The organism is Arthrobacter sp. P1_H7 (assembly GCF_056405215.1).
The window spans coordinates 21962-45318 of record NZ_JBFUCO010000007.1 but is presented as its reverse complement, the minus strand read 5'-3'; the positions used below and the strand labels follow the sequence as shown (position 1 = coordinate 45318).

The following is a 23357-nucleotide window of genomic DNA, read 5'->3' as shown; positions in this document are numbered from 1 at the left end:
ATGCGCTGGCTCATCGGGATCAGCCTCCGTTTCAAGACGGTTGTAGTCGCCCTCGCGTGCGCCGTGATGCTGCTAGGTTCCCTGCAGTTGGGGGCCGCATCCGTGGATGTCTTCCCGGAATTCGCCCCGCCACGCGTGGAAATCCAGACCGCATGCCTCGGGTTGACCGCCCAGGAAGTCGAAGAGCTCGTCAGTGTGCCGATCGAGGCCGCCGTGAGCGGCATGCCGGGCCTGGACGAGATTCGGTCCAAGTCCGTACCCCAGCTGTCCTCGATCGTACTGCTCTTCCATCAGGGCACTGACCTGCTCAACGCCCGTCAGCTCGTATCGGAACGGATGGCTTCGGTGACCGCGGCGCTGCCCACGTGGGCGGCCCCGCCGGTGATGCTGCAGCCGCTGTCCGCGACCAGCCGCGTGATGAAGATCGGGATGACGTCGTCGGAACATTCGCTCATCGAAATGTCCATGCTGTCCTACTGGACCATCCGGGCCCGGCTCCTGCGGGTCCCCGGGGTGGCCAACGTGGCCATCTGGGGCGAGCGGCTCCAGATGCTGCAGGTCCAGGTGGAGCCTGACAAGCTCAAGGCCCAGAACGTCTCCCTGAACCAGGTCATGGAAGTCACTGCCGGCGCCCTCGACGCCGGGCTGCTGAAGTACTCGCCCGGACGCTTCATCGGCACGGGCGGCTTCATTGACAGTCCGACCCAGAGGATGGGGGTCCGCCACGTCCAGCCGATCCAGACGCCCGCGGATCTGGCCCAGGTGACGATTCGGGAAAAGAACGGCGTGGCGCTGCATCTGGGCGACGTTGCCCAGGTTGTCGAGGATCATCAGCCGCTGATTGGTGACGCCGTGATCAACAACGGCCACGGGCTCATGCTGATCGTCGAGAAGCTGCCCTGGGGCAACACACTGGACGTGACCAAAGGTGTGGAGGAGGCCCTCCACGAGCTGCAGCCGGGCTTGCGCGGTATCAACTTCGACACCACGATCTTCCGGCCGGCCAGCTTCGTTGAGGAGGCGATCTCCAACCTCAGCATCGCGCTGTTGCTGGGCTGCCTGCTGGTGGTCATGATCCTCGTCGCGTTCCTCTTCCAGTGGCGCACCGCCCTGATCAGCATCATCGCCATTCCGTTGTCCCTGCTTACGGCCGCACTGGTGCTCTACTTCACTTCCAGTTCCATCAACACGATGGTCCTGGCGGGGCTGGTCATTGCGGTGGGCGTCGTGGTCGATGACGCGATCATCGACGTCGAGAACATCATGCGCCGCCTACGGCAGCGGCGCGCTGCGGGCAGCGACGAATCTGCGGCATCGGTGGTTTTGAAAGCCTCCCTGGAGATGCGGAGCCCGATCGTCTACGCGACCCTGATCATTGTGGTCGCCGCCGTACCGATCTTCTTCCTGGACGGGCTGACCGGCGTCTTCTTCCGGCCGCTGGCCGTCTCCTACACCCTGGCCGTCCTGGCCTCCATGTTCGTGGCGCTGACAGTGACGCCGGCCCTTGCCCTGATTCTGCTGGGCAACGCCAAACTGGAAGAACGCGATGCGCCGCTGGTCCGGGTGCTCAAACGCGGCTACCACGCCGCCTTGTCCAAGGCTATGAACCGGCCCCGGTTCGGTTATGCAGGCTTTGGCGTGCTGGCGGTGGTGGGCCTGGTCCTCGCTCCCCTGATGGGTTCTTCCCTGTTCCCCACGTTCAAGGAACGGGACTTCCTGATGCACTGGATCTCCGAACCGGGAACTTCTGCCGCCGAAGAGTTCAGGATTTCCCAGCGCGGCTGTGAGGAATTCCTCAAGGTCCCCGGGGTCCTGAACTGCGGCACGCACATCGGGCAGGCATTCGCCGCGGACGAGATCGTCGGTGTCAATGCGGGCGAACACTGGATCAGCATCGACCGCCACGCCGACTACGACGCGACGGTGGCCGCTGTGGAGGAAGTGGTCAACGGCTACCCGGGGCTGCACCGTGACGTCCAGACCTATCTGAAGGAGCGGATTGAAGAGGTCATCACCGGCGCCAGCGAACCCATCCTGGTCCGCGTCTACGGAGACGACCTCAACGTGCTCCGGGAACAGGCGCAACGGGTCAAGACCATCATGGACTCGATCGAGGGCACCGAGGACCCGCATGTTTCGCTCGAGGTGGAAGTCCCCCAGATTGCCGTGACGGTTGACCTGGCCGCGGCGCAGAAGTACGGCCTCAAACCGGGCGACGTCCGGCGCGCGGCCGCGACACTCGTGGCTGGCGAGGAGGTCGGCGACGTCTTCCGGGACGGCCGGGCCTACGACGTCCAGGTCTGGAGCACCCCGGCCACCCGTTCCTCCGTCACCAGCATCGAGGATCTGCCCATCGATACGCCCAGCGGAACGCGGGTTCGCCTCGCCGACGTCGCGGACGTGAGCCTGCAGGCGACGCCGAACCAGATCGACCGCACCAACGGTTCCCGCCGTGTCGAGGTGGGATCCTTCCTGGCCAACGGAGCGGACATGGGAACAGTGGTCGGCGAGCTGAAATCGCGGCTGGAGAGCCTGGAGCTCCCCACCGGCTACAGCGTGCAGCTGCTCGGCGAATACACCGAACGCGAGGCGGCAACGAACCGCCTGATGATCTACTCCGCGGCGGCACTTGTGCTGATCCTCCTGCTGCTGCAGGCGTCCTTCCGCAGCTGGCGGCTGGCAGTCCTGTCGCTGCTGACGCTGCCCGTAGCCCTGGTGGGCGGGGTCATAGCCGCCTACATGACCGGCGGAGTCCTTTCCCTCGGGTCCCTCGTCGGCTTCCTCACGGTGATGGGGATCGCTGCCCGCAACGGCATCCTGCTGATCAACCACTGCCAGCATCTGGAAACCTATGAAGGCCAAACCTTCGGCCGCGCCCTGGTGATGCGCGGGGCGGCGGAGCGGCTCTCGCCCATCCTCATGACCACCCTGGCCACCGGGCTGGCCCTGGTACCCCTGGTGGTCATGGGCAACATCCCGGGCCATGAAATTGAACACCCCATGGCCGTCGTCATCCTGGGCGGCCTGGTCACCTCCACCCTGCTCAATCTGTTCATCGTGCCCTCGCTCTATCTCCGGTTCGCCAAGTCCAGGAAGACCACCGAGAGGGAACGCGCTGCCGCCGGGCCGGCGACCGTCTGACGCGGCCAGACTCAGAACAACGCGGCGGTCACAGTCCGGGTGAGCTGCTGAATGATCTGGGTGCGGGGGCCCATATCGGAATAATTCTTGCCCCGGGTGTACACGACGAACACGAAGGCCCGGCCGTCCTTGTCCAGGACGGCCGCGTCATGCAGGCTTCCGAACAGCAGTCCGTACTTATGGTGAACCCCTACCCCGGGCGGAACCGCCGGCGGGATCAGTGTCTCAAAGTTGGTGTTCTGCATATAGGACAAGAGCTGGGCGGTGTTACGGGCATTGAGTAGCTGTCCCGTGTAGAGCAACTGGAGGGTCCTGGCCATTTCTGCGGGCGTCAGTAGGTTGACCGTGCGGTCGTAGGTGATCCCGATCGAGGCGGCGTACTCCGTGATGCCCCGCTGGCCGACCGCCCGCAGGATCAGCGCCCACGACGCGTTGTTGCTCTGCTGGACCATCTGGCGGATCTGGGCGCCGGCCGTCGAGGCGCCCATCCGGGCGGTCAGCGAGGCGCGGCCGGTTTCCACGAGATGGTAATACGCCGACGCGGCCAGGATCTTTGCCGTGCTGGCGGCCACAAACTTGCCCTGGGCCCCATAGCCGTGGACCACGCCGTCGGAGACATCGATCAAGGACACCCCCAGCGCATAGGCGCTGTTGGCCGCGATGATCCCGTTGATCTGGCTCTCCAGTTCCGGGTCAATGGCCGGGACCGCGACGGCAGGCACGGCGGGGAGCTCAGCCGGTTTCCCGGCGGCCGCCGAGACGGTGCCCGCCACGGGCGAAGCAGTTGCGGGCAGGTCAGATGCCGGCGGAACGGTCCGGCCGGCATCGGTGGCCGGCGCCGTCGCCGCAGCGGCCGGCGGCTCAGATGGCAGCCCTGCCTGGACGCCCGCATAGACGCCGGCGGCTACAAGGGCAAGTGCGMCGGCGGCCGCCGTCGCATACTGTCGCCGGATCCTCCCCTCACGCCGGGCGAGGGACCGCGGGCCGGGCTGGGACCCGTCGCTTGCCCGGTGCCCGCCGGAGCGGTAGTGGCGCGGCGTCGGCTCAGGTATCCGGACCGGCCCCGTGCTGTTGTTCGAATCGTTCGCAGGCATCGTACTTCCCCGAAGGTGACTGACCGCGGTGGGGCCATAGACTTCCAGCATTCTTCCCGCTTGCGGTATCCCGCGCAAGGGCACATCTCGGGGAAAAAGTGGTTCTGCCATCCAAAGCCGCGGCGTACTGTGGAGAAAACGTGAGGAGCGGAGATGCGAAAAATCGTCCTGGCCATGCAGGTGTCCCTCGACGGATTCTTCGAGGGCCCGGACCGCGACATCAGCTGGCACATGGTCGACGACGAGCTGCACCGCCATTTCAACCAACAGTTGAGCACCATGGGCGCCTTCCTTGACGGCCGCGTCACGTACGAGCTGATGGAAGGGTTCTGGCCCACCGCGGACAAGGACCCAGCCGCCGGCCCAGTGATCGCCGAGTTCGCCCGGATCTGGCGGGACATGCCCAAGATCGTCTACTCCCGGACGCTGACATCAGCCGCCTGGAACACCACCGTAGTCCGGGATGTGGTGGCGGAAGAAGTGCTGGCCCTGAAGGCGGAGCCGGGCGGGGACCTGGCCCTTGGCGGGGCAGAACTGGCCGATACCTTCCGGCGGCTCAGGCTGATCGACGAATACTGGCTGTACGTCCATCCGGTACTGATTGGCCGGGGCAGACCCCTGTTCAAGGCTGCGGACAGCAGAGCCCAGCTCCGGCTGCTGGAGACACAGGCTTTCGGCAACGGAGTGGCGCTGCTGCGCTACGCCGCGTAGCCGGTGCGGCGGCCCCCAGCGGCGACCGCTGCTGCACTTTCTTAAGCATTTCTTAAACGGCTGACGGAAGAGTGGAAGTTGTCGCCTGTCCGGGCGCCCTTGTCCCGAGCCGGAGGATCCCATGACTGGACCTGCCCCTGTTAAGAGCGATACGCCGCCGGGCGGTGATGGAGCACCAAGCCGCAGTGGAGTACTGCGCCGTCCCGACGCCGTGCCTCCCACTGCGGGGCCCCGGCTGTGGGCCCTCCCCCAGGTGCGCCACTGGCTGGTGCTGGGCATTCTGCTGTCCGCCGCCGTCGTGGCGCTGGGCCTGGCGGCGCAGCTGACACCCGGCTTTAGCGCCACCGAACTCGGGATCGATCAGGACCTAAGCCGGCACCACGCCGCCGCCCTGACCGCCGTCGCGGTGGCCCTGAATGTCGTGTTTGGCCCGGTGGCGGGCCTCGCGCTGATCGGCGCCACGGCGCTGTCCATCTGGCTGTTCCGCGGCGGCCTGCCCAAGGCGGTTGCTTTCGGCCTCGTGGCATCATCCGGCTGGGTGGCTAGTGAAATCTTCAAGCTCATCGTGGCCCGCCAGCGGCCCAACCCTGCCCTGCTGTTCGATCCCCTGGCGCCGGAAACGGGTGCCAACAGCTTCCCCAGCGGCCACGTGTCCTTTGCGGTGGCACTGGGATTCGCCGTGTACTTCCTGGCCCGCGGAACCCGCTGGGCCAAGGTCACGGCCGCCGGGGCGGCGGCGGTGGCCCTCGTCGTAGCCTGGTCACGGCTGTATATCGGCGTCCACTACCCCACCGACGTCGCGGCATCATTCCTGGCCGCGAGCGCAGCCGTGGTCTTGCTCGCGGGACTGTGGAACCTTGTCTGGCCGCGGATGGCGGATCGGATTCGGGTGACGTCCGGCAGCCGGCCGCTGGGCGCTGAGGAGAAATGAGAATGTCTGCCCTGGACGTTCTTGCCGTCCTTCCGGCCGCCCACGCCGCCGGAACACCGTCCCTGCTGGACCCGGCAAGCCTGCTCGCCGGGTTGGGTCCGGCCGCCTTGGGTGTGATCGCGGCCATGGTCTTCATCGAATCGGGCGTGCTCTTTCCCTTCCTGCCCGGCGACTCCCTGCTGTTCACCGCAGGCCTCCTGCACCAGCAGCTGCAACTGACGTTGCCCGTGCTGATCGGCGTCGTCACCGCGGCCGCGGTCGCCGGGGACCAGGTCGGCTACATGCTCGGACGGAAATTTGGCCGGCGCTGGTTCAAGGACGACGCCCGGGTCCTGAAGACAGCGCACCTGACCACCACGGAGGACTTCTTCCGCCGCCACGGCGGGGCCGCCGTCGTGCTGGCCCGCTTCGTCCCCATGGTCCGGACGTTTGCTCCCCTGACCGCCGGGATCGCGCGCTATGACTACAAATCCTTCACCCTGTGGAATATCACCGGCGCCGCGGCATGGGCGGCCTCCGTGACGATGCTTGGCACCTGTCTGGGGCACTTCGACATCATCGCCAGGAACATCGACGCCATTGTCGTGGCCATGGTGCTCGTCTCCGTCGTGCCGGGGGTGGTGCAGCTCCTCAAACGCCGCCGCAACTCCCGCGGCGCAGCCGCATCCGCAGCCAACGCCGCCGGCGACACGGCGGAGGAACCCGGGGGCGGACGGCGGACTGAGGAAATGGCCGCGGAAGAATAGCTGACATGACTTCCGCTGACCGTCCCTCCCTGCTGCTCGTCGAGGACGACGCCGTCCTGGGACCGCTCATCGCCGAGCTCCTGGACCCCGACTACCGGGTCCAGTTGTTCACCAACGGCCGCGATGGCCTCCACCAGGGGCTGACCGGGAGCTGGGATGTCATGGTGGTCGACCGCGGGCTGCCCGCCATGGACGGCATCGCCCTCATCACGGCTTTGCGGTCGAAAGGCATTGCCACGCCCATCCTGATCCTGACCGCGCTGGGCGATCCCGACGAAAAGGTCAGGGGACTGGACGCCGGCGCCAACGATTACGTGACCAAGCCGTTCGACGCCGGCGAACTGGCAGCACGCCTGCGCGCACTGACGCGTTCCTTCCCGCCCCCGGCCCCGGCACCGGTGGCGATCGGGGACTGGGAACTGGACCCGACGCAGCGCTCCGTCCGTTCCGTCTACGGGCAAACGGTGCCGCTGACCGCGAAGGAAGGCCAACTGCTGGCAGCCCTGGCCGCGGAACCGGACCGCGTCTTCACCCGGGACGAGCTCCTCGCGGCGTGCTTCCACGCCTCGGAGCAGCCCGGCGTGATCGATACCTATGTCCATCACCTGCGCCGGAAGATCTCCAAAGCCGTGATCCGCACGGTGCACGGCCTCGGATACCAGATCGGCGAAGCTAATGAGTGACGGCCGGCAGGCCGGCGGAAATCCGGACCACTCCATCCTGCGCAAGGCCTCCCTCAAGGTCGCGCTGCGGATCAGCGCCGCGTGCGCGGTCATGGTTCTCGGGCTGCTCGCCGCCACGGCGCTGTACCTCACGAACCAACTGGCCCATCCTGAAGTGCCGGGTTCGGCGGCGGCCGGGGCGGCCTACACATACCTGGATTCCAAGGATGTCCTCGAAGCCATGATCATCGCCGGGGTGGCGGGAATCCTGCTGGCCGGCATCGTCGGGTGGCTCAGCGCGCGCAGCGCCATCCGACCCCTCGGTGAGGCCCTGGCCAGGGAGCGGCGTTTCGTCCAGGACGCGAGCCACGAATTGCGCACCCCATTGACCATCCTGGACACCAGGATCCAGCTGGCCCAACGCAACACTGTGCCCGGCTCCCGGCAAAGCCAGGACCTGGCCCGGATCCGGGAGGACGCCGCGACGCTGACCGGGATTGTCAACGAACTGCTCCTCGCAGCTACCGCGGAGGCCCCGGCCCACTCCGCACCTCCTGCCGACCTGGCCGACGCTGCCGCCAGCGTCGCCGGCAGCCTCCAGCCGGTGGCAGAGCAGCGGAAGGTGCGCCTGGAATTCTCTGCCGATGCCCGGCCGCTGGCCCGGATCGAGAAGAACGCGCTGCGCCGTGCCGTGCTGGCCCTGGCGGACAACGCCCTGGCCCACACGCCTCCGGGCGGCCGCGTGTCCATCACGACCTCAATCGAGCAGAAGCGCGCCGTGATCACCGTGGCGGACTCGGGGACCGGAATTACCGGCGTCGATCAGGCCCGGATCTTTGACCGGTTCGTGCGGACCGCCAGCACCGGCACCTCACAGGGACAGCGGAGCTTTGGCATCGGGCTGGCCTTGGTCCGGGAGATTGCCGTCGCTGCCGGGGGCACTGTCGAGGTGGCCGCGACCGGGGACGAGGGAACCGTCATGAAGCTGACGCTTCCGCTCAGTGAGAGCGGGAATCCCTGAGGATCCTGTGCTGCAGAAGGCGGTGCCGCCGGGAGCCCGGACCCCCAAAATGCGGAGACAGAAAAGACCGGCGATCGATTTGCCCCCAAGGGAAATCGATCGCCGGTCTTTCCGGACTGTCTGGCCCCGGTCGGGGCCATGCGGCTTAGGCGCGGACGAAGGTCACGCCGCCGGTCGCGGTGAGCCAGGACAGCGGGTGCACCATCGTCTGGTTCGAGCCGTTCATGCCGCCGCTGACCACCTGGCCGTTGCCGGCGTAGATGCCCACGTGGCCGGACTGGACCACTATGTCACCGGGCTGCGGCGTGGCCACAACGGCTCCAAGGCCAAGGAACGCGCGGGGACCGATGTCGCCAACGGGCTTACCCGCGGCGCCAAGGGCCTTCTCCACCATGGCGGTGCAGTCCTGGGTGATGCCGACCTGGCTGTAGGCGGCCGAGAGCATGATGGCGTTGCGTCCGCCGGCAGCGGGCGCCGCGGCCGGCGCTGCTGCCGGAGCGGCCTGCACCTGGACGGTCGCCTTGGGCGCTGCCTTGGGCGCTGCCGCCGGGGCTGCAGCGGGAGCCAGAGCCGGAGCCGGAGCAACGGGCTGCTCGATGACCGGCGCGGCAACAGAATCCACTGCGGGGCGCTCGAAGCTGATCTTGACGCTTGAATCGGCGCTGACGGGGGCGCTGACCTGTCCGGTGACGTCGATGTTCGACGCCGGAGCGGAGTCACGCTGCACGGGGGCGGTGGCGGCGTTGGCAGCCATTCCGCTGGTCAGGACCAGGCCGGATGCGGCGGCGAGGACGGCGGCATGGCGCGCAAAAGTATTGACTGAAGTCATGAATGTAGCCTCTCCCAATGCCTGCGAGGTGAGCTGTCGGATTCGGATGGGAGGCACCCGGCCGCACTCCCGGGCCCGTCGTGGCGGGCACTGTGCGGCTTCACCCCAAGACCTGCATATCAGCAGGTCAAAAGTGGTTTCCCCGTCTCTGCCGGACGTTGATGCGAGTTACCCCCGGGCCGCGGCAGAGTTAGGCAATCGGCTGGGGAGCGCCCGTATCGGAGACAACAGGCACTCATCAACCGTAGCGCGAACCGCACCCGAAAGTCACATTCAGGTAACGGAGGCGGTGATGCCGTGCCGCAATTTACCCATAGGGCGGCGCCGCTTCCGAACATAGGATGATGCCATCAGCACCACCGGAAGCGGAGGCCCGAAATGAACAGCCATTGTGTCGCCATCTGCCAGTTGAGCACTCAGCCCCAAGAGGATTTCGACGTCAACACCGAGCTGCTGATCCTGGACGGCGGGGACGTCCACGTGAGCACATGGGACGCGGAACCACGCGACGGAGGCTTCGACGAGCACGTCCTGAATGACCGGGTGGACGCGCTCGGGTACATGGTTGTCAACGACTGGGCCTTCCTGGACGGGAAGGCCTACGCAGTAGTGGAACGGCGGTCGGGAACGGCGCCGGCGGGCCGCGGCGAACCGTGACCTTCCTGTCCCTGGCGCTGATCGCCGTCATCGCCCTGGCTGGCCCCCTGCTGGCCCTGCCCGTGCGCTGGCACTTGCCTGTCATGCTGGGTGAGCTGCTGGCCGGCATCGCGATCGGGCGCTCAGGCCTGGCCCTTGTGGACCCCGCGGACCCGACGTTCACCCTGCTGGCCAATATCGGGTTTGCGCTGATGATGTTCGTGGCAGGCACCCACGTTCCCGTGCGGGATCCGCACATCCGTGGCGCCCTCGGCAGGGGCTCCCGCCGGGCGATTGTGGCCGCAGCGGCAGCGGTGGTGGTCGGAACCGGCATCGGGCTGCTGTTCGGGACTGGACATGCTCCCCTCTATGTCGTGCTGCTGGCGTCCTCGTCGGCCGCCCTGGTGCTTCCAATCGTCGATTCCCTGCGCCTCGGCGGGCCAGATGTCGTTGACATGACCGCGCAGGTGGCAATAGCCGACACAGCCTGCATAATGGCGTTGCCGCTCCTGGTGGATCCGCCCCACGCAGTCCAGGCGGCGCTGGGCGTCCTCGTGGTGACCGGGTGCGCGGTAGTGCTCTTTGTCGGCTTGCGCTGGCTGGAGCGCCGGGGAATCCGCCGGCGCGTGCACCGGCTCTCGGAAAGCCGCAAGTTTGCCCTGGAGCTGCGGATCCAGCTGGCCGTACTCTTCACCCTGGCCGGTGTCGCAACGTGGAGCAATGTTTCTGTGATGATGGCAGGCTTTTCCTTCGGCCTGGTGATGGCTGCCGTCGGCGAACCGCGGCGGCTGGCCCGGCAACTGTTCGCGCTCAGCGACGGCTTCCTGGGTCCGCTCTTCTTCGTCTGGCTGGGTGCCTCGCTGACGCTCAGGGACCTGGCCGGACACCCTGACATGATTGCCCTCGGCCTGGCACTGGGGGGCGGGGCCCTGCTGGCGCACGCCGACCTGGCTTTCCTGGGACTCCCGCTGCCCCTCGGGGTGCTGTCGGCGGCCCAGCTTGGCGTACCGGTGGCCGCGGCGAGCATCGGCACGCAGCTTCAGGTCCTGCTCCCGGGCGAGGCCGCGGCCCTGCTGGTGGGAGCGCTGGTCACCATAGCCGCGGGCGCCGTCGCCGGGTCACGGGCGGCGAGGACTTTCGCGCTGCCGGCAGGTGCCGGCGGCAAGTCCGGGGATTCCGGCAGCACCGTCGGGCAGGACGATCCGGGAGATCCGAAGGCCTGACAGTCCGGATGTCTGAATGTCCGATTTGCCTGAGTGCCTGAGTGCCTGAGTGCCTGAACCAGCCGATCCGGCGGCGAAGGTCCGGATCGTCATGCTCCAACGGACGTGAATTGCAGTTCCGGCCTCCGCTTTGCCATCTCCGCCAGGACCCGGGAGACCGCGTCCCGGACAGCCATGCCGTCGGCGTCGAACTTCCCGTCAGGCTCGCCGAGCACCGCGTTGGCGTGCCGGACAAACCTCTCCCAGTCCCCCGCGCCCGCGCGCAGCGCCAGCAACGGCGAGAGCAGCGCGGCCCGGCGCAGCCAGGCATCCGGCTCGCGCACCCATCGGTCCAGCACGCTGTCGGCCCGCACCCTGGCCAAGACATCGAGCCCGTCCACCAGGGGCCCGACGACGTCGACGGCGAGCGGATCCACAAGGTCCGGCACACGCGCCTGCCGGATGAACCCCTCCAGCCGGGTGAGGTCGGAGTTGGTCAGCAGCTTCACGTTGTTCTGCAGCAGGACCACGGCTGCCAGCCGGCGCTCGAAAACCGGCGCCGCCCCCAGATCGGAGCCCTCCAGATCGGAGCCCTCCAGTTCCGAGCCCCACAGTTCGGAACTCAGCGCAGCGACCTCATCACGGGAGAGTCCGGGATAGCGGCGGCCGGCATCGCGGACCGTGCCGCGCACGGCACCCACGGAGGTGCCGTAGAACCGAAGGCCGCTGCCCGCTGGCGCCGTTTCCAGCCGCGACTGCAGCTGCTCAGCGCGGCGCCAGGAAGCTTCCCGCTGCAGGGAGAGGTCGATGAATTCGCCGGCTTCACTCACAGGTCCATTCTTTCCCGTCGCAGCTCACGGTGGAAACGCGGTGCCAAGCCGTCCTGGGCGGCGGGCGTGGACCATCCAGATCCCCGCCGGCCCTGCTTGGCGGGTCACCACTATCTTCGCGGGAGGTTTGCAGGCTGAGGTAACGGTCCGGTAACGTTGGCCGCTGGCCGTGAGGCCCGGCCCGAATGCAGGGCCCCGGACCGCCCCTTCGCAGGGCCCCGTTGCGCCGTTCGGCGTCTGCTCGCCCATGCCTTGCGGCAGGGGCCGGATGAAACTTTCCGCACTATCCGCCGCCCTGGCAGCGTCGGTTGTGTGTGCCAGCCACGAAAGCCCGGAGGGGTCCGTTGTTCAAGAAGACACCGCTGTTCAATAAATCAACGTTCAAAGATGCACGGCCGGCGGCACGCCTCTCGGCACCACAGCTGAACAAGGTAGCGATTGCGCTGAGCCTGGGAGCACTGTCCCTGACCGGCTGCAGCGCTGGTCCCACGTCCGGCGCCGCAGCCGTTTCCCCGGCCACCGAGGCCGCGCATTCTGCTGCGGACTCCACGTCCTCGGCGGCAACCCAGGCTTCGCATCCTGCCGCGAAGGCCACGGCCTCGGCGGCCGCAACGCCTAAGCCGGCGGCCCCCTCGGCCCCCAAACCTGTCTCCGGCACGGCCGCTGCACCTGCGGCCCCCGGAGCCGGTGCGGCACCTGCACCGGCCGCCGCGGCAGTCGCCCCGGCAGCTGGGGCACAAGCGGCAGCCGCTCCGGCGCCGGCACCGGTAACGGCGGCCGCCGCGCCCGTCGCGGCCCAGGCCGCCACGGCCCGGGGCTGGGGTGCGGTTGTTGCGGGTGACGAGTTCTCCAAGGCCGGCGCCCCCGACTCCACCAAGTGGAGCGTCTTCAAGGGATCCGGACATGCCGGCAAGGGTGTCAGGAGCCCGCAGGCGTGGTCAGTCGCCAACGGCGTGGCCACCGTCAGCGGCGACTCGGCCGGCACCACGGGCGGCATGTCGGCCAAATTTGCGCAGCAGAAATACGGCAAATGGGAGACGCGCATGCGGACCAACGCCCGGGACCCCGAGTACCACCCCGTGCTGATCCTGTGGCCCAACAACAACACCTCGCCCAACTGCGCCGAGATTGACTACGCCGAGGGCAGCGCCAACACCACGCAGATCAAGTTCTTCCTGCACTACGCCTGCGGCGGCTCGAACTTCCAGACCACGGCGGCCAAGACGATCGACACCACCCAGTGGCACAACTACGCAGTGGAGTGGACTCCTGCCGGCATCACCGGTTACATCGACGGCGTGAAGACCTTCTCCGACACGAACCCCGCGCACCTGCCCTCCGTGGGCATGCATCAGACGTTGCAGCTGGACTGGTTCCCCGACGGATCGGCCACCAAGCCTTCACAGATGCAGGTTGACTGGGTCCGCGTCTACAAATAGGACCGACACCAGGCAGCCCCGCGCCCTACTGCGGCGCGGGGGCTGCCATGGCGTTGGCCGCTGGTACGCCGCCACAGGCGGCAGGACTCAAACCTCCTGAAGTTTCCGGGCGAGAACCGCTGAGACGAGCATCGAACCGGCCGCCGTCACGGCGTCGATCACCGGAACCCCGAGCCGGCGGCGGAGCACGTCCGCCATGCCGATGCTGCTCAGGCCCGTGCTGGCCTGGACGATCACGTCGGCACCGGCGTCGACCAGCATGTGGGCCGCAGCGAGGGCGTCGAAGATCCCGGCAGGCATGAGGAATGCGTCGGGTGTTTCGACACGCCCCTGCCCGTCAATGAGCAGCATGCGGTCGCCCAGTGCATCCGAAATCGGGCCCGGCACGTGTGCGCCGAGTCCCAAAACTCCAATCCGGCCGCCGAAGGTCAGAGCCGCGGCCGCGGCTGCGGAGCCCGCCCCGATGACCGGGATATCCACGGCTGCCCGGGCGGCGGCCAGCCCGGGGTCGGACGCGCAGCTGACAATCAGGGCGTCGGCGTCCCCCGCCATGTCCCGCGCCAGCTGGACAACCTTGGGTGCCGCAGACTCGAGCGACGCCTGGTCGTAAACGCCGGACGGCTGGTCCGGAATACAGCGCGAGGTGACGGTAAATCCGAATGCTTCCCGGAGGAGTTTCCCGTGGGCGTGAAGCAGGCGTCGGTCCGACGTCGTCATCACCCGGATCAGTCCAACACGCATGGCGTACTACCTTTCGAACGGATTGCTTGGTGCGAGGCTACCCGGCGAGTATTTCCGCGTCTTTTCGGGCAGATGACCAACACAAGCGCTGCAGCGGATACGGCCCGTGGCGCCGGCAGCCGTTAGCATTCCGCCGGCAGCGGCACCGTGACTTGTGCATGAAACTTGGCGAAAACTTCGCTCCCGTGTGGGGTTGGCGGCCCGGCGTCGTTGTAGGTTTGTCACGGTGGCCCGTCTTAGGACCCGGGTACAGTACCCGGGATTGGGGGAAGGCGGCAGGCCGGTTCCGGACTCAGCCGGAACGTTGATCAAAGGAATAGCCATGTCGGTGGAGCCGTCGTCCACTCCAGGACGCCTCGAAGAACAGAATCCCGAGAACCTGGTATCCGGTGCGGAACATGCCGCATCTGCCGCCGGAATCCGACATCAGGCCGCTAGAATCATTGACGCCGTCCTCGACGACACTGCCCCGGAACAAACCCGCGCCCGGGAACTGCTGCGCCAGCAGTTGGCTGCGCATCCCGGACATCCGGAACGGGCCCTGTTGGAGCACCTTGCGGCGTTAAAGGCTTTGGACTGGCCCCGCGAAGGGACGTCGGAGGCTGGCGGCCCGTTCCGGCCGGAATTTGCCTCGGGCGAGTAAGCGCAACGCTCACTTGTAAACGCGGATCCAGTCGACCTGCATCTGGCTGGGTTTGGTGGGCGTCCCGTTGGGAAACCAGTCCAGTTGCACCGTTTGGTGCATGCCCACCGTGGGCTGATGCGCCGGGTTCGTATCCGCAAACCACAATGACCCATCGAGGTATCCGGTAATTCCGGCGGGGGTCCACTCGACTGCATAGTTGTGCCATTGCGTCGTGTCGAGCGGCCGGGCTGCCCGGGTCTGGAAGCCCGGTCCGCTGCAGGCGTGGTGCAGGTTGAACCTGATCAGAGTGGTGTTCGCAGTGCCTTCCGCATAGTCGACCTCGGCACACGTGGGTGAACTGTTGTTGTTCGGCCACAGGATCAGGACCGGATGGTATTGCAAATCCCGCGCACTCGTTTTCATCCTGGCCTCCCAGCGGCCGTACCGCTGATTGGCAAACCTGGCGGACATTCCTCCCGTGGTGCCTGCCCCGTCGCCGCTGAGGGTCACGACGCCGCCGCCCACTGCAAGGGCATTCGGACTTCGGATCCCCTTGCCCGCGTGCCCCGGGCCGTTGTAGACCTTCCATTTCGCCGGGTCAGGCGGCCCTGCATAACTAAACTCATCCCCGGCCACCACCGGTCCCCAGCCGCGGACGACGGCGGCCTGGGTCCCGTTTGAGGCCAGCGTTATGGCCGTGGCGGCTTCGGCCGGCCGGTCCATGCCCGGCGCGGCGCCATACCCGCCAAGAGTCAACGCGCCCGCCGCGGCCAGGGCCGCCGTCGTTCGTCCTACGGTCATCGTTCCTCTATCCGGTCGGGAGCTATCTCCGGGCCCTGTCGCTCATACGTACTTGCCGAACCAGGCGAGCGTGTCGTTCCATGCGGCCGTGGCCTGCTCCTGTTTGTAGCGCGGTCCGGTGTCATTGTGGAAGGCGTGGTCCACGCCGGGATAGATCTTGAGCTCGTTACGGACGTCGGTTTTGGCCAAGGCATCCCGGAGCGCCGGCATGGCGCCGGTGATCCGCTGGTCCAGTTCGGCGTAGACGCCGAAGACAGCCGCCTTGATGGCGGTGACCTTGTCCAGGTCAGGTGCGGGTCCATAGAATGCTGAGATCGCTTTCAGTCCCGGGATCGCGGTCGCCGACTGCCACGTGATGCCGCCACCGAAGCAGAAGCCGTTCATGGCGATGCGACCCTGATCAACGAAGTCCTGGGCGTTCAGGTAGTCAAAGCCGGCTGTGAAGTCGGAAACGTGACGCTGCGCCCCGGCCTGGGTCAGCGCGCCCGGGACAGCGTCCGGGTCCATACCCGCGGTCCCGCCCTCCCGGCTGAGCAGGTCCAGGGCCAGTGCGGCGTATCCGGCTTTGGCGAAGCGGCGTGCCACATCCTGGATATGGGGTGTCAGCCCGCGGTTCTCGTGGCAGATCAGCACGGCCGGCCCGGCGGCCCCCTGTGCAGGCCGTGCGAGATAGCCACTGATATCGGTGCCGCCCGAGGCGAATTGCACGGTCGCCGTTGTTAGTCCGGCCGCTCCCTCCGGGACCGACAGCGGGCTCTTGGCCCCCGGCACCGCACCCGCGGACGCGGCGCCGGACCCCGGAGCGGACAGTGTCGGCGTCGGCATGGGATCGGTACTGCGGGGAACCTCGTCGGGCGCGCAGCCCACCAGGAGCATCGCCGCCGAGGCCGCTGCCATGCTGCCCATGATGAACGCCACACGGCGCGTGAACGTGTGCTGGCTCATGGCGCCGGCGCGGTAGTCGTCGAAGAATTCCTCGATCAGATACTTCTCAAACTTGCCGAGCTGGGTCATGACGGGCCTCCTCCAGTGTGCCGATCATCCTCCTCCGAAGTCAGAATTCCGGCAAGGGTCCTGCACGGATTCCGTCTCATGAGGCCCAACGCGCCACACGTCCGGGTTGGCCCGCGCGTTGCCTATCCGGTGACCTTCTTCAGTGTTGCGTTCCACGTCAGCCGCCCATATTGGAAATCCGTCGCCCGACCGACGGATACCGTGTACGAGTCGCTCGTGGGATATCCCAGCCGGCTCGTCTCCCAGCCCAGTGACGCCCACTTAGACCGGATCGCACCGGTCACCGGGTGCGCCAGGGTCTTCGGCGTCCAGTAGATCGACGCCGAACCGGAGAAGTGATTGTAGCGCCCCACTTTATCCGGGGTGCCCTTCTCGTCCGTGATCGGGTAACGCAGCGGGCCGGTCTCCCAGCCAAGTGCCGCCCATTTGGACCGGATGGCACCTAAGACAAAGTGCGCCCCCGTCGTCGGCGACCAGAAGATCGAGTTTCCACTTCCACCTGAGAAGTGGTTGTACCGTCCCACCCCGTCCGCCGACGCCGTAGTGTCGGACGTCGGATAGCCAAGTCCGGTCTCCCAGCCCAGCGACGCCCACTTGGCGCGGACGGCCCCTGTCACCGAGTGGGCCTTGGTTGTCGGTGTCCAGTAGATCGACGCCCCACCCGCACCGGAGAAGTGGTTGTACCGTCCCACCCCGTCCGGGGCCCGTTTCTCGTCGGTGATTGGATAGCCCAGCGGTCCTGTCTCCGCGCCGAGCGCCCTCCATTTGGACCGGATCGCACCGGTCACCGCGTGCGCCCCAGTGGCCAGTGAATAGTAGATCGAGGTCCCGCACGCACCAGAGAAGTCGCTGTACCTCCCCACCGTGTCTGGCGACACCTTCTCGTCCGAGGTCGGGAAGCCGAAGCGACCTCCCGCGCCGCCTTCGGCCTTGTAACGCTTGTAGATTTCATTGAGGACTGCATGGGCCCCGGTCTTGGGCGACCAGCAGATCACCCCTCTGGTGTAGTCCTGGCATTTGCCCACGCCCACGGCGTACTCCGCGGTCAGTGACCGGCCGAGGCTCGACCCGGGGCGGCCGGCATTAATCTTCCATGCGTAGGCAGCGATGGGGTCATCGGTACCGTTCCCGGTGAGCATGACCTTCTGGGCAGATTGGCCGTCGTCCGCCGTGATCAGGTAGTAAGTTTCGGAAGTTCCGGCCTGCCCGACGGCCGTGGGTGCGAAGGTTACGGTCTGATACGCGGTTTCACCGGCGGGAATTTTCAAGCCCTCGGAGATGGGATTCGTAGTGGAGAAGACGCCCTGCGGCGCTTTCGCCTTCGTGATGGTCATTGGGATGTTGCCGGTGTTCTTGATCTCGAAAGCCCGCGTAACCGACGTCCCGGCGGGGACGTCACCGAAGTCCAAAGAGCGCGGCAACTCCAGGTGCGCTGCGCCTGAAACTGCGGTCGCGGCCACCTTGACGGTCACCTTCCCTCGGTCACTGGCGACTACGAGCGTATCGGTCACCGGACTCGCCGAGGTGGGACTGAACGTCATGGACACCGCCACCGACGCGAGGGGCTGGATGCTCTGGCCGACGGCCGGCACCGTGGCGGCGTCAACGCGGAGCTGTGCGTTGGCCGGCAGAGTGACGCCGGTGATCTTGGCGATGGTGGTGCCCGTGTTGACGATGTTGACGGTCTGCCGGCTGACAGTGTTTGTCGGGACGTCGGTGAACTGGACCGTGGCCGGAGTCGCGCCCAGGCCCTCCTTCGTGCCGACGCCGTGGACGCCGAGGAGGACGGTCTCGCCGTCGGCTGTCTTGACCCTCAGGGTGCCATCCGCCTGTCCTGGAACGGCCGGCGAAAAGGCCACAGGTACCGTCATGCTTCCGCCCTTGGCCAAGGTCCGGGGCAGGGTGAGCGTGGTTCCGATCCTGAACGGGGTGCTTGTTGTGATGGAGCTCAACGTTACAGCCCGCGACGCGGTGATCGTCACGTTGCCGGTCACGGTCTTCCCCACCGCGACGGTACCGAGGTCGGTGTTCTTTGCCCCTACCGCTGATGTTGTCGGGGCGCCGAAACCGAGGACGTGCCCGTCCCGGGTGCCCACGTAGACGCGGCCTTTGTCCGTGGCCACCGAGGAGAACTTGGCCCCTATACCCAGTGGTGCGCTAAACACTTCCTTGAGGTTCCCGGTACTGTCCGGAATTGCACGGTAGGCGCGCAGTTCTGCCCCGGCCCCGGTGCCTCCGCTGACATAGACCACCCAGACCAGGGCGGAGGACCCGTCCGTGCCGGAGGACGTCACCACCGGCGAACCGGAGCTGAACCCGAACGTGCCCGCAGAGGTCCCGACGGCAGCGAGGCTGACCCCGCCATTGGCGCCAGGCACGAGCTTGAAGGCGCGAAGGTACCCGTTGCTTTCGACGACGTAAAGGTAACCACCGTTGCTGGTCCCGAGAAACGCTGGCTTTCCCCACACTCCGCTGTATGGACCGGCCTTGTCCAGGACGGCGTCGGTGCCGCCGGCCCCCTGCGCCATGCCCCCCAGGTTGTCCCGGTCCAGGAGGTACATGGTGCCGTCTTTACCGATTTGGGCCAACAGGTGGGGGTGTGCTGCGGTGCCATAGCCGTCCGGGATCGCGACAGGAGCGCCGGAGCCCAGATCGGCGTCGTTCCGGTTAAGTTTTGCGTTGTCGGCCGGGCTGAAGAAGTCGGTGGCTTTCAGATTGCCGTCACTGCCGACCCGGAGCCGGACCACCGCCTCCGCCAGTGTGGTTGGGGGATTCGATCCCGGGCCGGGCTTCGGGGAAATGCCGTTCCCTGTGGTGAGCAGGATGTTGGCGGGACCGTCGGACACCAGTCCTCCGCCGGATTGCCAGATTCCGCCCTCCGCGTTGGCGTTGCCTGATTCGGTGGCCCACATCGTCGTCTGCCGGCCGGCGGTCGATACGCCGACGACGTAGCCGACGAAGGGGGTGTAGTCGCAGTGGCTGGCAAATCCTGCATATACGACCCCGTTCAAGAGCAGCAGCCCTGGGCGCTGCATCGCCGTCATCGGGTTGAACGGGCGGGCAGGGTCATTTGTCGGGGCGCCTTGGATTTTGACGGGGAATCCGGGTTTCTCCGCGCCGGTCGCCACATCCAGTGCGTGCATGTACCAGTGCGGGAACAGCTTACTTGCCCCGTCATTCGTCTTGGCCAGCAGGTAGACGCTTTTCGTCGCCGGGTCGTAGACCGGAGTGGACGTGATTCCGATGTTGGGAGTGAGGTCACCGCAGCTCACCGTCGACGCCGGCCACGCCGGCCCGAGTTTGCGCGTCCACTTTGCTACGCCCGTTGCGCTGTCCAGCCCGTAGACGGCATTGTTTTCCGTCGCGGCAATCACGGTGGTGCCGACTACGAGCGGCTGGGCGTAGACCTGCCCGTCCACGGTTGCGGAGAACAGTTTGCCGAAGTTTGATGATGCGACCGCCGACGGCGAGAGCCCGGGCTCGTCGCGGTCCCATCCGGTCCGCAGGGAATCGTGGGCGATGGTCCCCACGTCCGCGACGGCGGTCCCGCCGACCGACAGGCCGGCGAGCGCGAGCGTTGCCGACAGCAGCGACGCCCACGCGCCCCGGGACCACCCGCGGTGTCGGGGCGACATTGCGTGGATTGCGGCCGCCCGGTGCTTCCGGGGATGCGGTGGCCCACCCATCCGTTTACTGCGCAGACGGCCCTGAAAATGGCCGGACGACACTCGAGATTCTGTTTGATCATGCATGGCTGAGACCCGATCCTGACCATTACATTGACTTTATTAACCCAGTACTTTGGAGCCTAGAAGCGGGGGTTGGTGAGCGCGCGAGTGGAGGGTACTCGACTTTTCGCGTGCGATTCCGCGCCCGCCCGGGCCGCTGACTGCCCCGGCGTCGCGTTAGGCTCCTCTCATGTCGCCCGATCGATTCCTGGCCGAGCTGGCCAGCTCCCTGGACCACCTCGGCACGCTCGCCCGGCAGCCGCGGGACACGCTTGCCCGCACTGTTCCGGCGTGCCCCGGCTGGTCGCTCGAGCAACTCTTCGGGCATCTCGGCTCAATCGAGCGGTGGGCAGCAGCTGTGGCTCGGACGGGCACCTTTGTCCAGGAACCGGCACCGCCGGCCGAGGGCGCCGCGGCCTGGTTCCTGGCGGGCACCGCACCCTTCCTCGAGACGATGACGGGCCTTGATCCCGGGAAAGAATGCTGGAACTTTGGCCCGCGGCCGCGCACCGCCCGGTTCTGGCTTCGGCGACAGGCCCACGAACACGCCATCCACCTCGTCGACGCCTGCCAGGCACTTGGCCTGGAGATCCCCGCGCTGGCGGATGACTTCATGCTCGACGGTGTCGACGAGGTCCTGGCAATGTTCACGCCGCGGCAGCTGCGGCTGGACCGGATGCCGCACCCGGACAAAGCCGTGACCTTCCAGGTGCCGGGGGCCACCAGTTGGACGCTGGGCCCTGGTCCCGCCGTGGCATCGATTTCCGCCCCGTTGCCGATGATGTATCTGGGTCTTTGGGGTCGATCCAACCTGGCACACAGCGCCCTCATTGAAGGTGACGCCGCCGCGGCCCTGCGCGTGCTTCGGGGTCCGCTCACACCGTGAGTCCCGGTTTTCAGGCTTAGGATACGAACACGTCCCGGGAAGCCGTGGACACTCCACGAGCCGCCCGATGCTTTCGTCACCGCATGTTCGAAGGGAACCCAAACGCATGTCAGAGCACGCCACAACCGGCACCGCAGATCTCTCCACGCCCGTGGCCAGATGGGGAATTCTCGGCACCGGGTTCATCGCCGGGCTCCAGACGCCGGACCTGATCGACAACGGCTCAGTGGTCCAGGCCGTGGGCTCCCGGACCCTGGCATCCGCGACCGAGTTCGCGGCCCGGTTTCAGATCCCCACGTCCCATGGAAGCTACGAGGACCTCGTGGCCGACCCGGACGTCGATGTTGTCTACATTTCGACGCCGCACCCGTTCCACCACGAGAATGCGCTGTTGGCCCTGGACGCGGGTAAACACGTGTTGATTGAAAAACCCTTCGCCATGAACGCCTGGCAGGCCCGGGAGATTGTGGAGCTCGCCGAGGCGAAGGGACTGATCGCCCTTGAGGCCATGTGGACCCGCTACCTTCCGCACATGGTCCGTATCCGTGAGCTGATCCGGTCCGGTGCCCTGGGCGAGGTCCGGACAGTGATCACGGACCACAACCAGAATCTGCCCAGAGACCCGGCGCACCGCCTGAACGACCCGGCGCTGGGCGGCGGAGCGCTCCTGGACCTGGGCATCTACCCGGTGTCCTTCGCCTTCGACGTCTTCGGGGCGCCGACCGGCATCCGCGCTACGGCCAGCATGACTGAAACCGGTGTGGACCGGCAGACCGCGATGATCTTCGAGTATGGTGACGGTCAGCAGGCCGTGCTGCAATGCGCGCTGGACACGGCAGGACCCAACCGGGCCGCGATCATCGGAACCGAAGGCCGGATCGAGATCCCATCAGTCTGGTACACGCCGTCGGCCTTCACCAGGTACGACGCCGACGGAAACGTCGTCGAGCGCTTCGATGAACCAGTCGCCGGCCGCGGAATGCAATACCAGGCACGGGAAATGGAGCGGCTCATTGCGGCCCGCGCCATTGCCAACGACATCCTGCCGCCCCGGCAGAGCGTTCAGGTCATGGAGGCCATGGACGAAGTCCGGCGCCAGATCGGCCTCGCCTACGCCAGCGACGCCAAGGACCACGGGCGCGCCTAGTACCGGTGCTGCGGCGGCCCCGGTGTCCAGAGGCACGGCCCGCCGCCGCTCACCCGCGCCCGATCAACCCGGCCACGCGATCGAGTTCGTCGTCCAGATTGTAGAAATGTACCGCCAGCCGGATCCTGCCCTCGCGGACCGATGCCACCACGTTGGCCTGGCGGAACCGCGCCAGGACCGCCTCGGCGTCTGTCACGGGCACGGAGAAGATCGTGGAACGGTGCTGCTCGGCGAACGGCCGGAACGCGGAGCCCTGCGCCACCAGGGCCTCCTGCAGACGAAGGGCGAGCCGGGCGTTGCGATCGAGCAGGGCCGTGATGCCGAACCGGGTGAAGATGCCGAGTGCCGCCTGCTCGGCCAGGGCGGGAAACCACGCCAAGGAGGCATCGAGCTTCGAGGCCGTGGGTGAGAGGTCCATAGCCGGTCCGTAGAAGCTCTCGGCGGGGTTGCGCGCGGCCTTCCAGCCGGGACCGACGGGCTGGATCCGGTCAAGCAGCCCGCTGCGGACATAGAGGTAGCCCATGCCCCTGGAGCCGAGCAGGAACTTGTGGCTCGCGGCGGCCAGGAAATCCACGCCGTCGCGCACCACATCCAGCGGCACCGCGCCCGCGGCCTGGCAGGCGTCGACGAAGAACCAGGCGCCGGAGCGGGCCGCGACCCGGCTGAGCGCGGCCAGGTCGGCCCGGTAGCCGTTGGCCGAATGAACGGCGCTCACCGCGATCAGGCGGGTGCCGCCGTCGGCCGCCTGGCCAAAGGCCTCGGCCGTCACGCCGTCGCCGCCCGGCGCCAGAGCCCGGACCTCGTAACCGCGGTTCCGGAGCAGGAGCCAGGGGTAATAGTTCGAGGCGAATTCGTTCCCGGCGACCACGACGTTCTCCCCGCGCTTCGCGGGCGGCAGGTTGGCGGCCACTATCCCGGCGGCGGAGCTCACGGCCGGGACGATCGCGATCTCCCCCGCCGTCGCCCCGACGATCTCCGCGAACATGCTGCGGGCCTCCTCCCCTGCCCGCTCGGCATCCATCCAGTCGAACTTGCCGGCGGACCAGCGCTCGACGGCCAGCTCGTAGGCCTCGCGGGCGGGGGCGCAGCCGACGTTCATGGAGGCGGTGTTGAGATAGATGGTGTCGTGTAGCCCCGGGAAGAGCCCGCGAATATCGGCCGCCTGCATGGCCG

The 23357-nt window shown here is 67.2% G+C and carries 20 protein-coding genes and 1 riboswitch; of the genes, 12 read left to right on the top strand and 8 right to left on the bottom strand.

The annotated features are described in order from the left end of the window. Positions 1-3141 (top strand): efflux RND transporter permease subunit, encoded by a 3141-nt coding sequence (locus AC1DXI_RS09445; RefSeq protein WP_476938369.1) that lies wholly within the window; start codon positions 1-3, stop codon positions 3139-3141. Between the two features lie 11 nt (positions 3142-3152). On the opposite strand, the gene AC1DXI_RS09440 is transcribed toward AC1DXI_RS09445, so the two are convergent. Further along, positions 3153-4235, bottom strand: a complete 1083-nt coding sequence (locus AC1DXI_RS09440; protein ID WP_476938368.1) for a serine hydrolase — start codon at positions 4233-4235, stop codon at positions 3153-3155. A gap of 153 nt (positions 4236-4388) precedes the next feature. Between AC1DXI_RS09440 and AC1DXI_RS09435 the strand changes: the two genes are divergently transcribed. The 5 genes from AC1DXI_RS09435 (at position 4389) to AC1DXI_RS09415 (ending at position 8306) form a co-directional block, all read left to right on the top strand. Beyond that, entirely contained in the window at positions 4389-4946 is a 558-nt protein-coding gene (locus tag AC1DXI_RS09435) for a dihydrofolate reductase family protein (protein WP_476938367.1), read from the top strand. A gap of 121 nt (positions 4947-5067) precedes the next feature. Beyond that, complete coding sequence (locus AC1DXI_RS09430) at positions 5068-5877, top strand: phosphatase PAP2 family protein (protein ID WP_476938366.1); 810 nt, start codon at positions 5068-5070, stop codon at positions 5875-5877. Between the two features lie 2 nt (positions 5878-5879). After that, entirely contained in the window at positions 5880-6623 is a 744-nt protein-coding gene (locus AC1DXI_RS09425; RefSeq protein WP_476938429.1) for a DedA family protein, read from the top strand. A 5-nt stretch (positions 6624-6628) separates the two neighbouring features. Then, the gene (locus AC1DXI_RS09420) at positions 6629-7306 is read left to right on the top strand and encodes a response regulator transcription factor (RefSeq protein ID WP_476938365.1); all 678 of its coding nucleotides are present in this window, start codon (positions 6629-6631) and stop codon (positions 7304-7306) included. Continuing rightward, the gene (locus tag AC1DXI_RS09415) at positions 7299-8306 is read left to right on the top strand and encodes a sensor histidine kinase (RefSeq protein WP_476938364.1); all 1008 of its coding nucleotides are present in this window, start codon (positions 7299-7301) and stop codon (positions 8304-8306) included. The genes AC1DXI_RS09420 and AC1DXI_RS09415 overlap by 8 nt, the downstream gene beginning before the upstream one ends. A gap of 145 nt (positions 8307-8451) precedes the next feature. Here AC1DXI_RS09415 and AC1DXI_RS09410 read toward each other — a convergent pair whose 3' ends face one another. Then, a complete protein-coding gene (locus AC1DXI_RS09410; RefSeq protein ID WP_476938363.1) occupies positions 8452-9135 on the bottom strand; it encodes an NlpC/P60 family protein in 684 nt (227 codons plus the stop codon). A gap of 4 nt (positions 9136-9139) precedes the next feature. Then, positions 9140-9342: riboswitch (cyclic di-AMP (ydaO/yuaA leader) on the bottom strand. A 201-nt stretch (positions 9343-9543) separates the two neighbouring features. Here AC1DXI_RS09410 and AC1DXI_RS09405 point away from each other — a divergent pair. Next, positions 9544-9792 (top strand): hypothetical protein, encoded by a 249-nt coding sequence (locus tag AC1DXI_RS09405; protein WP_476938362.1) that lies wholly within the window; start codon positions 9544-9546, stop codon positions 9790-9792. Next, a complete protein-coding gene (locus AC1DXI_RS09400) occupies positions 9789-10994 on the top strand; it encodes a cation:proton antiporter (RefSeq protein ID WP_476938361.1) in 1206 nt (401 codons plus the stop codon). The genes AC1DXI_RS09405 and AC1DXI_RS09400 overlap by 4 nt, the downstream gene beginning before the upstream one ends. Before the next feature lie 89 nt (positions 10995-11083). Here AC1DXI_RS09400 and AC1DXI_RS09395 read toward each other — a convergent pair whose 3' ends face one another. Further along, the gene (locus AC1DXI_RS09395; protein WP_476938360.1) at positions 11084-11803 is read right to left on the bottom strand and encodes a DNA alkylation repair protein; all 720 of its coding nucleotides are present in this window, start codon (positions 11801-11803) and stop codon (positions 11084-11086) included. A 344-nt stretch (positions 11804-12147) separates the two neighbouring features. On the opposite strand from AC1DXI_RS09395, the gene AC1DXI_RS09390 reads away from it, so the two are divergent. Next, positions 12148-13242: a glycoside hydrolase family 16 protein gene (locus tag AC1DXI_RS09390; protein WP_476938359.1), complete on the top strand. Its 1095-nt coding sequence runs from the start codon at positions 12148-12150 to the stop codon at positions 13240-13242. Positions 13243-13329: 87 nt separating this feature from the next. On the opposite strand, the gene AC1DXI_RS09385 is transcribed toward AC1DXI_RS09390, so the two are convergent. Then, the gene (locus AC1DXI_RS09385) at positions 13330-13983 is read right to left on the bottom strand and encodes an aspartate/glutamate racemase family protein (protein WP_476938358.1); all 654 of its coding nucleotides are present in this window, start codon (positions 13981-13983) and stop codon (positions 13330-13332) included. A gap of 322 nt (positions 13984-14305) precedes the next feature. Here AC1DXI_RS09385 and AC1DXI_RS09380 point away from each other — a divergent pair, with 322 nt between their 5' ends. Further along, positions 14306-14626, top strand: coding sequence for a hypothetical protein (locus AC1DXI_RS09380; protein WP_476938357.1), 321 nt, complete (start codon positions 14306-14308; stop codon positions 14624-14626). A gap of 9 nt (positions 14627-14635) precedes the next feature. Here AC1DXI_RS09380 and AC1DXI_RS09375 read toward each other — a convergent pair whose 3' ends face one another. The 3 genes from AC1DXI_RS09375 to AC1DXI_RS09365 all read right to left on the bottom strand — a co-directional run bounded on the left by AC1DXI_RS09375 (position 14636) and on the right by AC1DXI_RS09365 (position 20058). Then, positions 14636-15409: a glycoside hydrolase family 16 protein gene (locus AC1DXI_RS09375; protein WP_476938356.1), complete on the bottom strand. Its 774-nt coding sequence runs from the start codon at positions 15407-15409 to the stop codon at positions 14636-14638. Between the two features lie 42 nt (positions 15410-15451). Continuing rightward, a complete protein-coding gene (locus tag AC1DXI_RS09370) occupies positions 15452-16423 on the bottom strand; it encodes a dienelactone hydrolase family protein (protein ID WP_476938355.1) in 972 nt (323 codons plus the stop codon). A 122-nt stretch (positions 16424-16545) separates the two neighbouring features. Further along, positions 16546-20058 carry a choice-of-anchor D domain-containing protein gene (locus tag AC1DXI_RS09365; protein ID WP_476938354.1) on the bottom strand — a complete coding sequence of 1171 codons (3513 nt, stop codon included), beginning with the start codon at positions 20056-20058 and terminating at the stop codon, positions 16546-16548. Between the two features lie 283 nt (positions 20059-20341). Here AC1DXI_RS09365 and AC1DXI_RS09360 point away from each other — a divergent pair, with 283 nt between their 5' ends. Further along, complete coding sequence (locus AC1DXI_RS09360; RefSeq protein ID WP_476938353.1) at positions 20342-21037, top strand: maleylpyruvate isomerase family mycothiol-dependent enzyme; 696 nt, start codon at positions 20342-20344, stop codon at positions 21035-21037. Between the two features lie 106 nt (positions 21038-21143). Then, entirely contained in the window at positions 21144-22184 is a 1041-nt protein-coding gene (locus tag AC1DXI_RS09355; protein WP_476938352.1) for a Gfo/Idh/MocA family protein, read from the top strand. Positions 22185-22233: 49 nt separating this feature from the next. Here AC1DXI_RS09355 and AC1DXI_RS09350 read toward each other — a convergent pair whose 3' ends face one another. Then, a complete protein-coding gene (locus tag AC1DXI_RS09350) occupies positions 22234-23352 on the bottom strand; it encodes an aminotransferase class V-fold PLP-dependent enzyme (protein ID WP_476938351.1) in 1119 nt (372 codons plus the stop codon). Between the last annotated feature and the right edge of the window lie 5 nt (positions 23353-23357).

Coding starts and splice junctions, on each gene's coding strand:
- AC1DXI_RS09425 (WP_476938429.1), top strand. CDS start 5,880: ATGTCTGCCCTGGACGTTCTTGCCGTCCTTCCGGCCGCCCACGCCGCC.
- AC1DXI_RS09355 (WP_476938352.1), top strand. CDS start 21,144: ATGTCAGAGCACGCCACAACCGGCACCGCAGATCTCTCCACGCCCGTG.
- AC1DXI_RS09445 (WP_476938369.1), top strand. CDS start 1: ATGCGCTGGCTCATCGGGATCAGCCTCCGTTTCAAGACGGTTGTAGTC.
- AC1DXI_RS09410 (WP_476938363.1), bottom strand. CDS start 9,135: ATGACTTCAGTCAATACTTTTGCGCGCCATGCCGCCGTCCTCGCCGCC.
- AC1DXI_RS09435 (WP_476938367.1), top strand. CDS start 4,389: ATGCGAAAAATCGTCCTGGCCATGCAGGTGTCCCTCGACGGATTCTTC.
- AC1DXI_RS09415 (WP_476938364.1), top strand. CDS start 7,299: ATGAGTGACGGCCGGCAGGCCGGCGGAAATCCGGACCACTCCATCCTG.
- AC1DXI_RS09430 (WP_476938366.1), top strand. CDS start 5,068: ATGACTGGACCTGCCCCTGTTAAGAGCGATACGCCGCCGGGCGGTGAT.
- AC1DXI_RS09380 (WP_476938357.1), top strand. CDS start 14,306: ATGTCGGTGGAGCCGTCGTCCACTCCAGGACGCCTCGAAGAACAGAAT.
- AC1DXI_RS09350 (WP_476938351.1), bottom strand. CDS start 23,352: ATGCAGGCGGCCGATATTCGCGGGCTCTTCCCGGGGCTACACGACACC.
- AC1DXI_RS09375 (WP_476938356.1), bottom strand. CDS start 15,409: ATGACCGTAGGACGAACGACGGCGGCCCTGGCCGCGGCGGGCGCGTTG.
- AC1DXI_RS09420 (WP_476938365.1), top strand. CDS start 6,629: ATGACTTCCGCTGACCGTCCCTCCCTGCTGCTCGTCGAGGACGACGCC.
- AC1DXI_RS09360 (WP_476938353.1), top strand. CDS start 20,342: ATGTCGCCCGATCGATTCCTGGCCGAGCTGGCCAGCTCCCTGGACCAC.
- AC1DXI_RS09370 (WP_476938355.1), bottom strand. CDS start 16,423: ATGACCCAGCTCGGCAAGTTTGAGAAGTATCTGATCGAGGAATTCTTC.
- AC1DXI_RS09365 (WP_476938354.1), bottom strand. CDS start 20,058: ATGTCGCCCCGACACCGCGGGTGGTCCCGGGGCGCGTGGGCGTCGCTG.
- AC1DXI_RS09385 (WP_476938358.1), bottom strand. CDS start 13,983: ATGCGTGTTGGACTGATCCGGGTGATGACGACGTCGGACCGACGCCTG.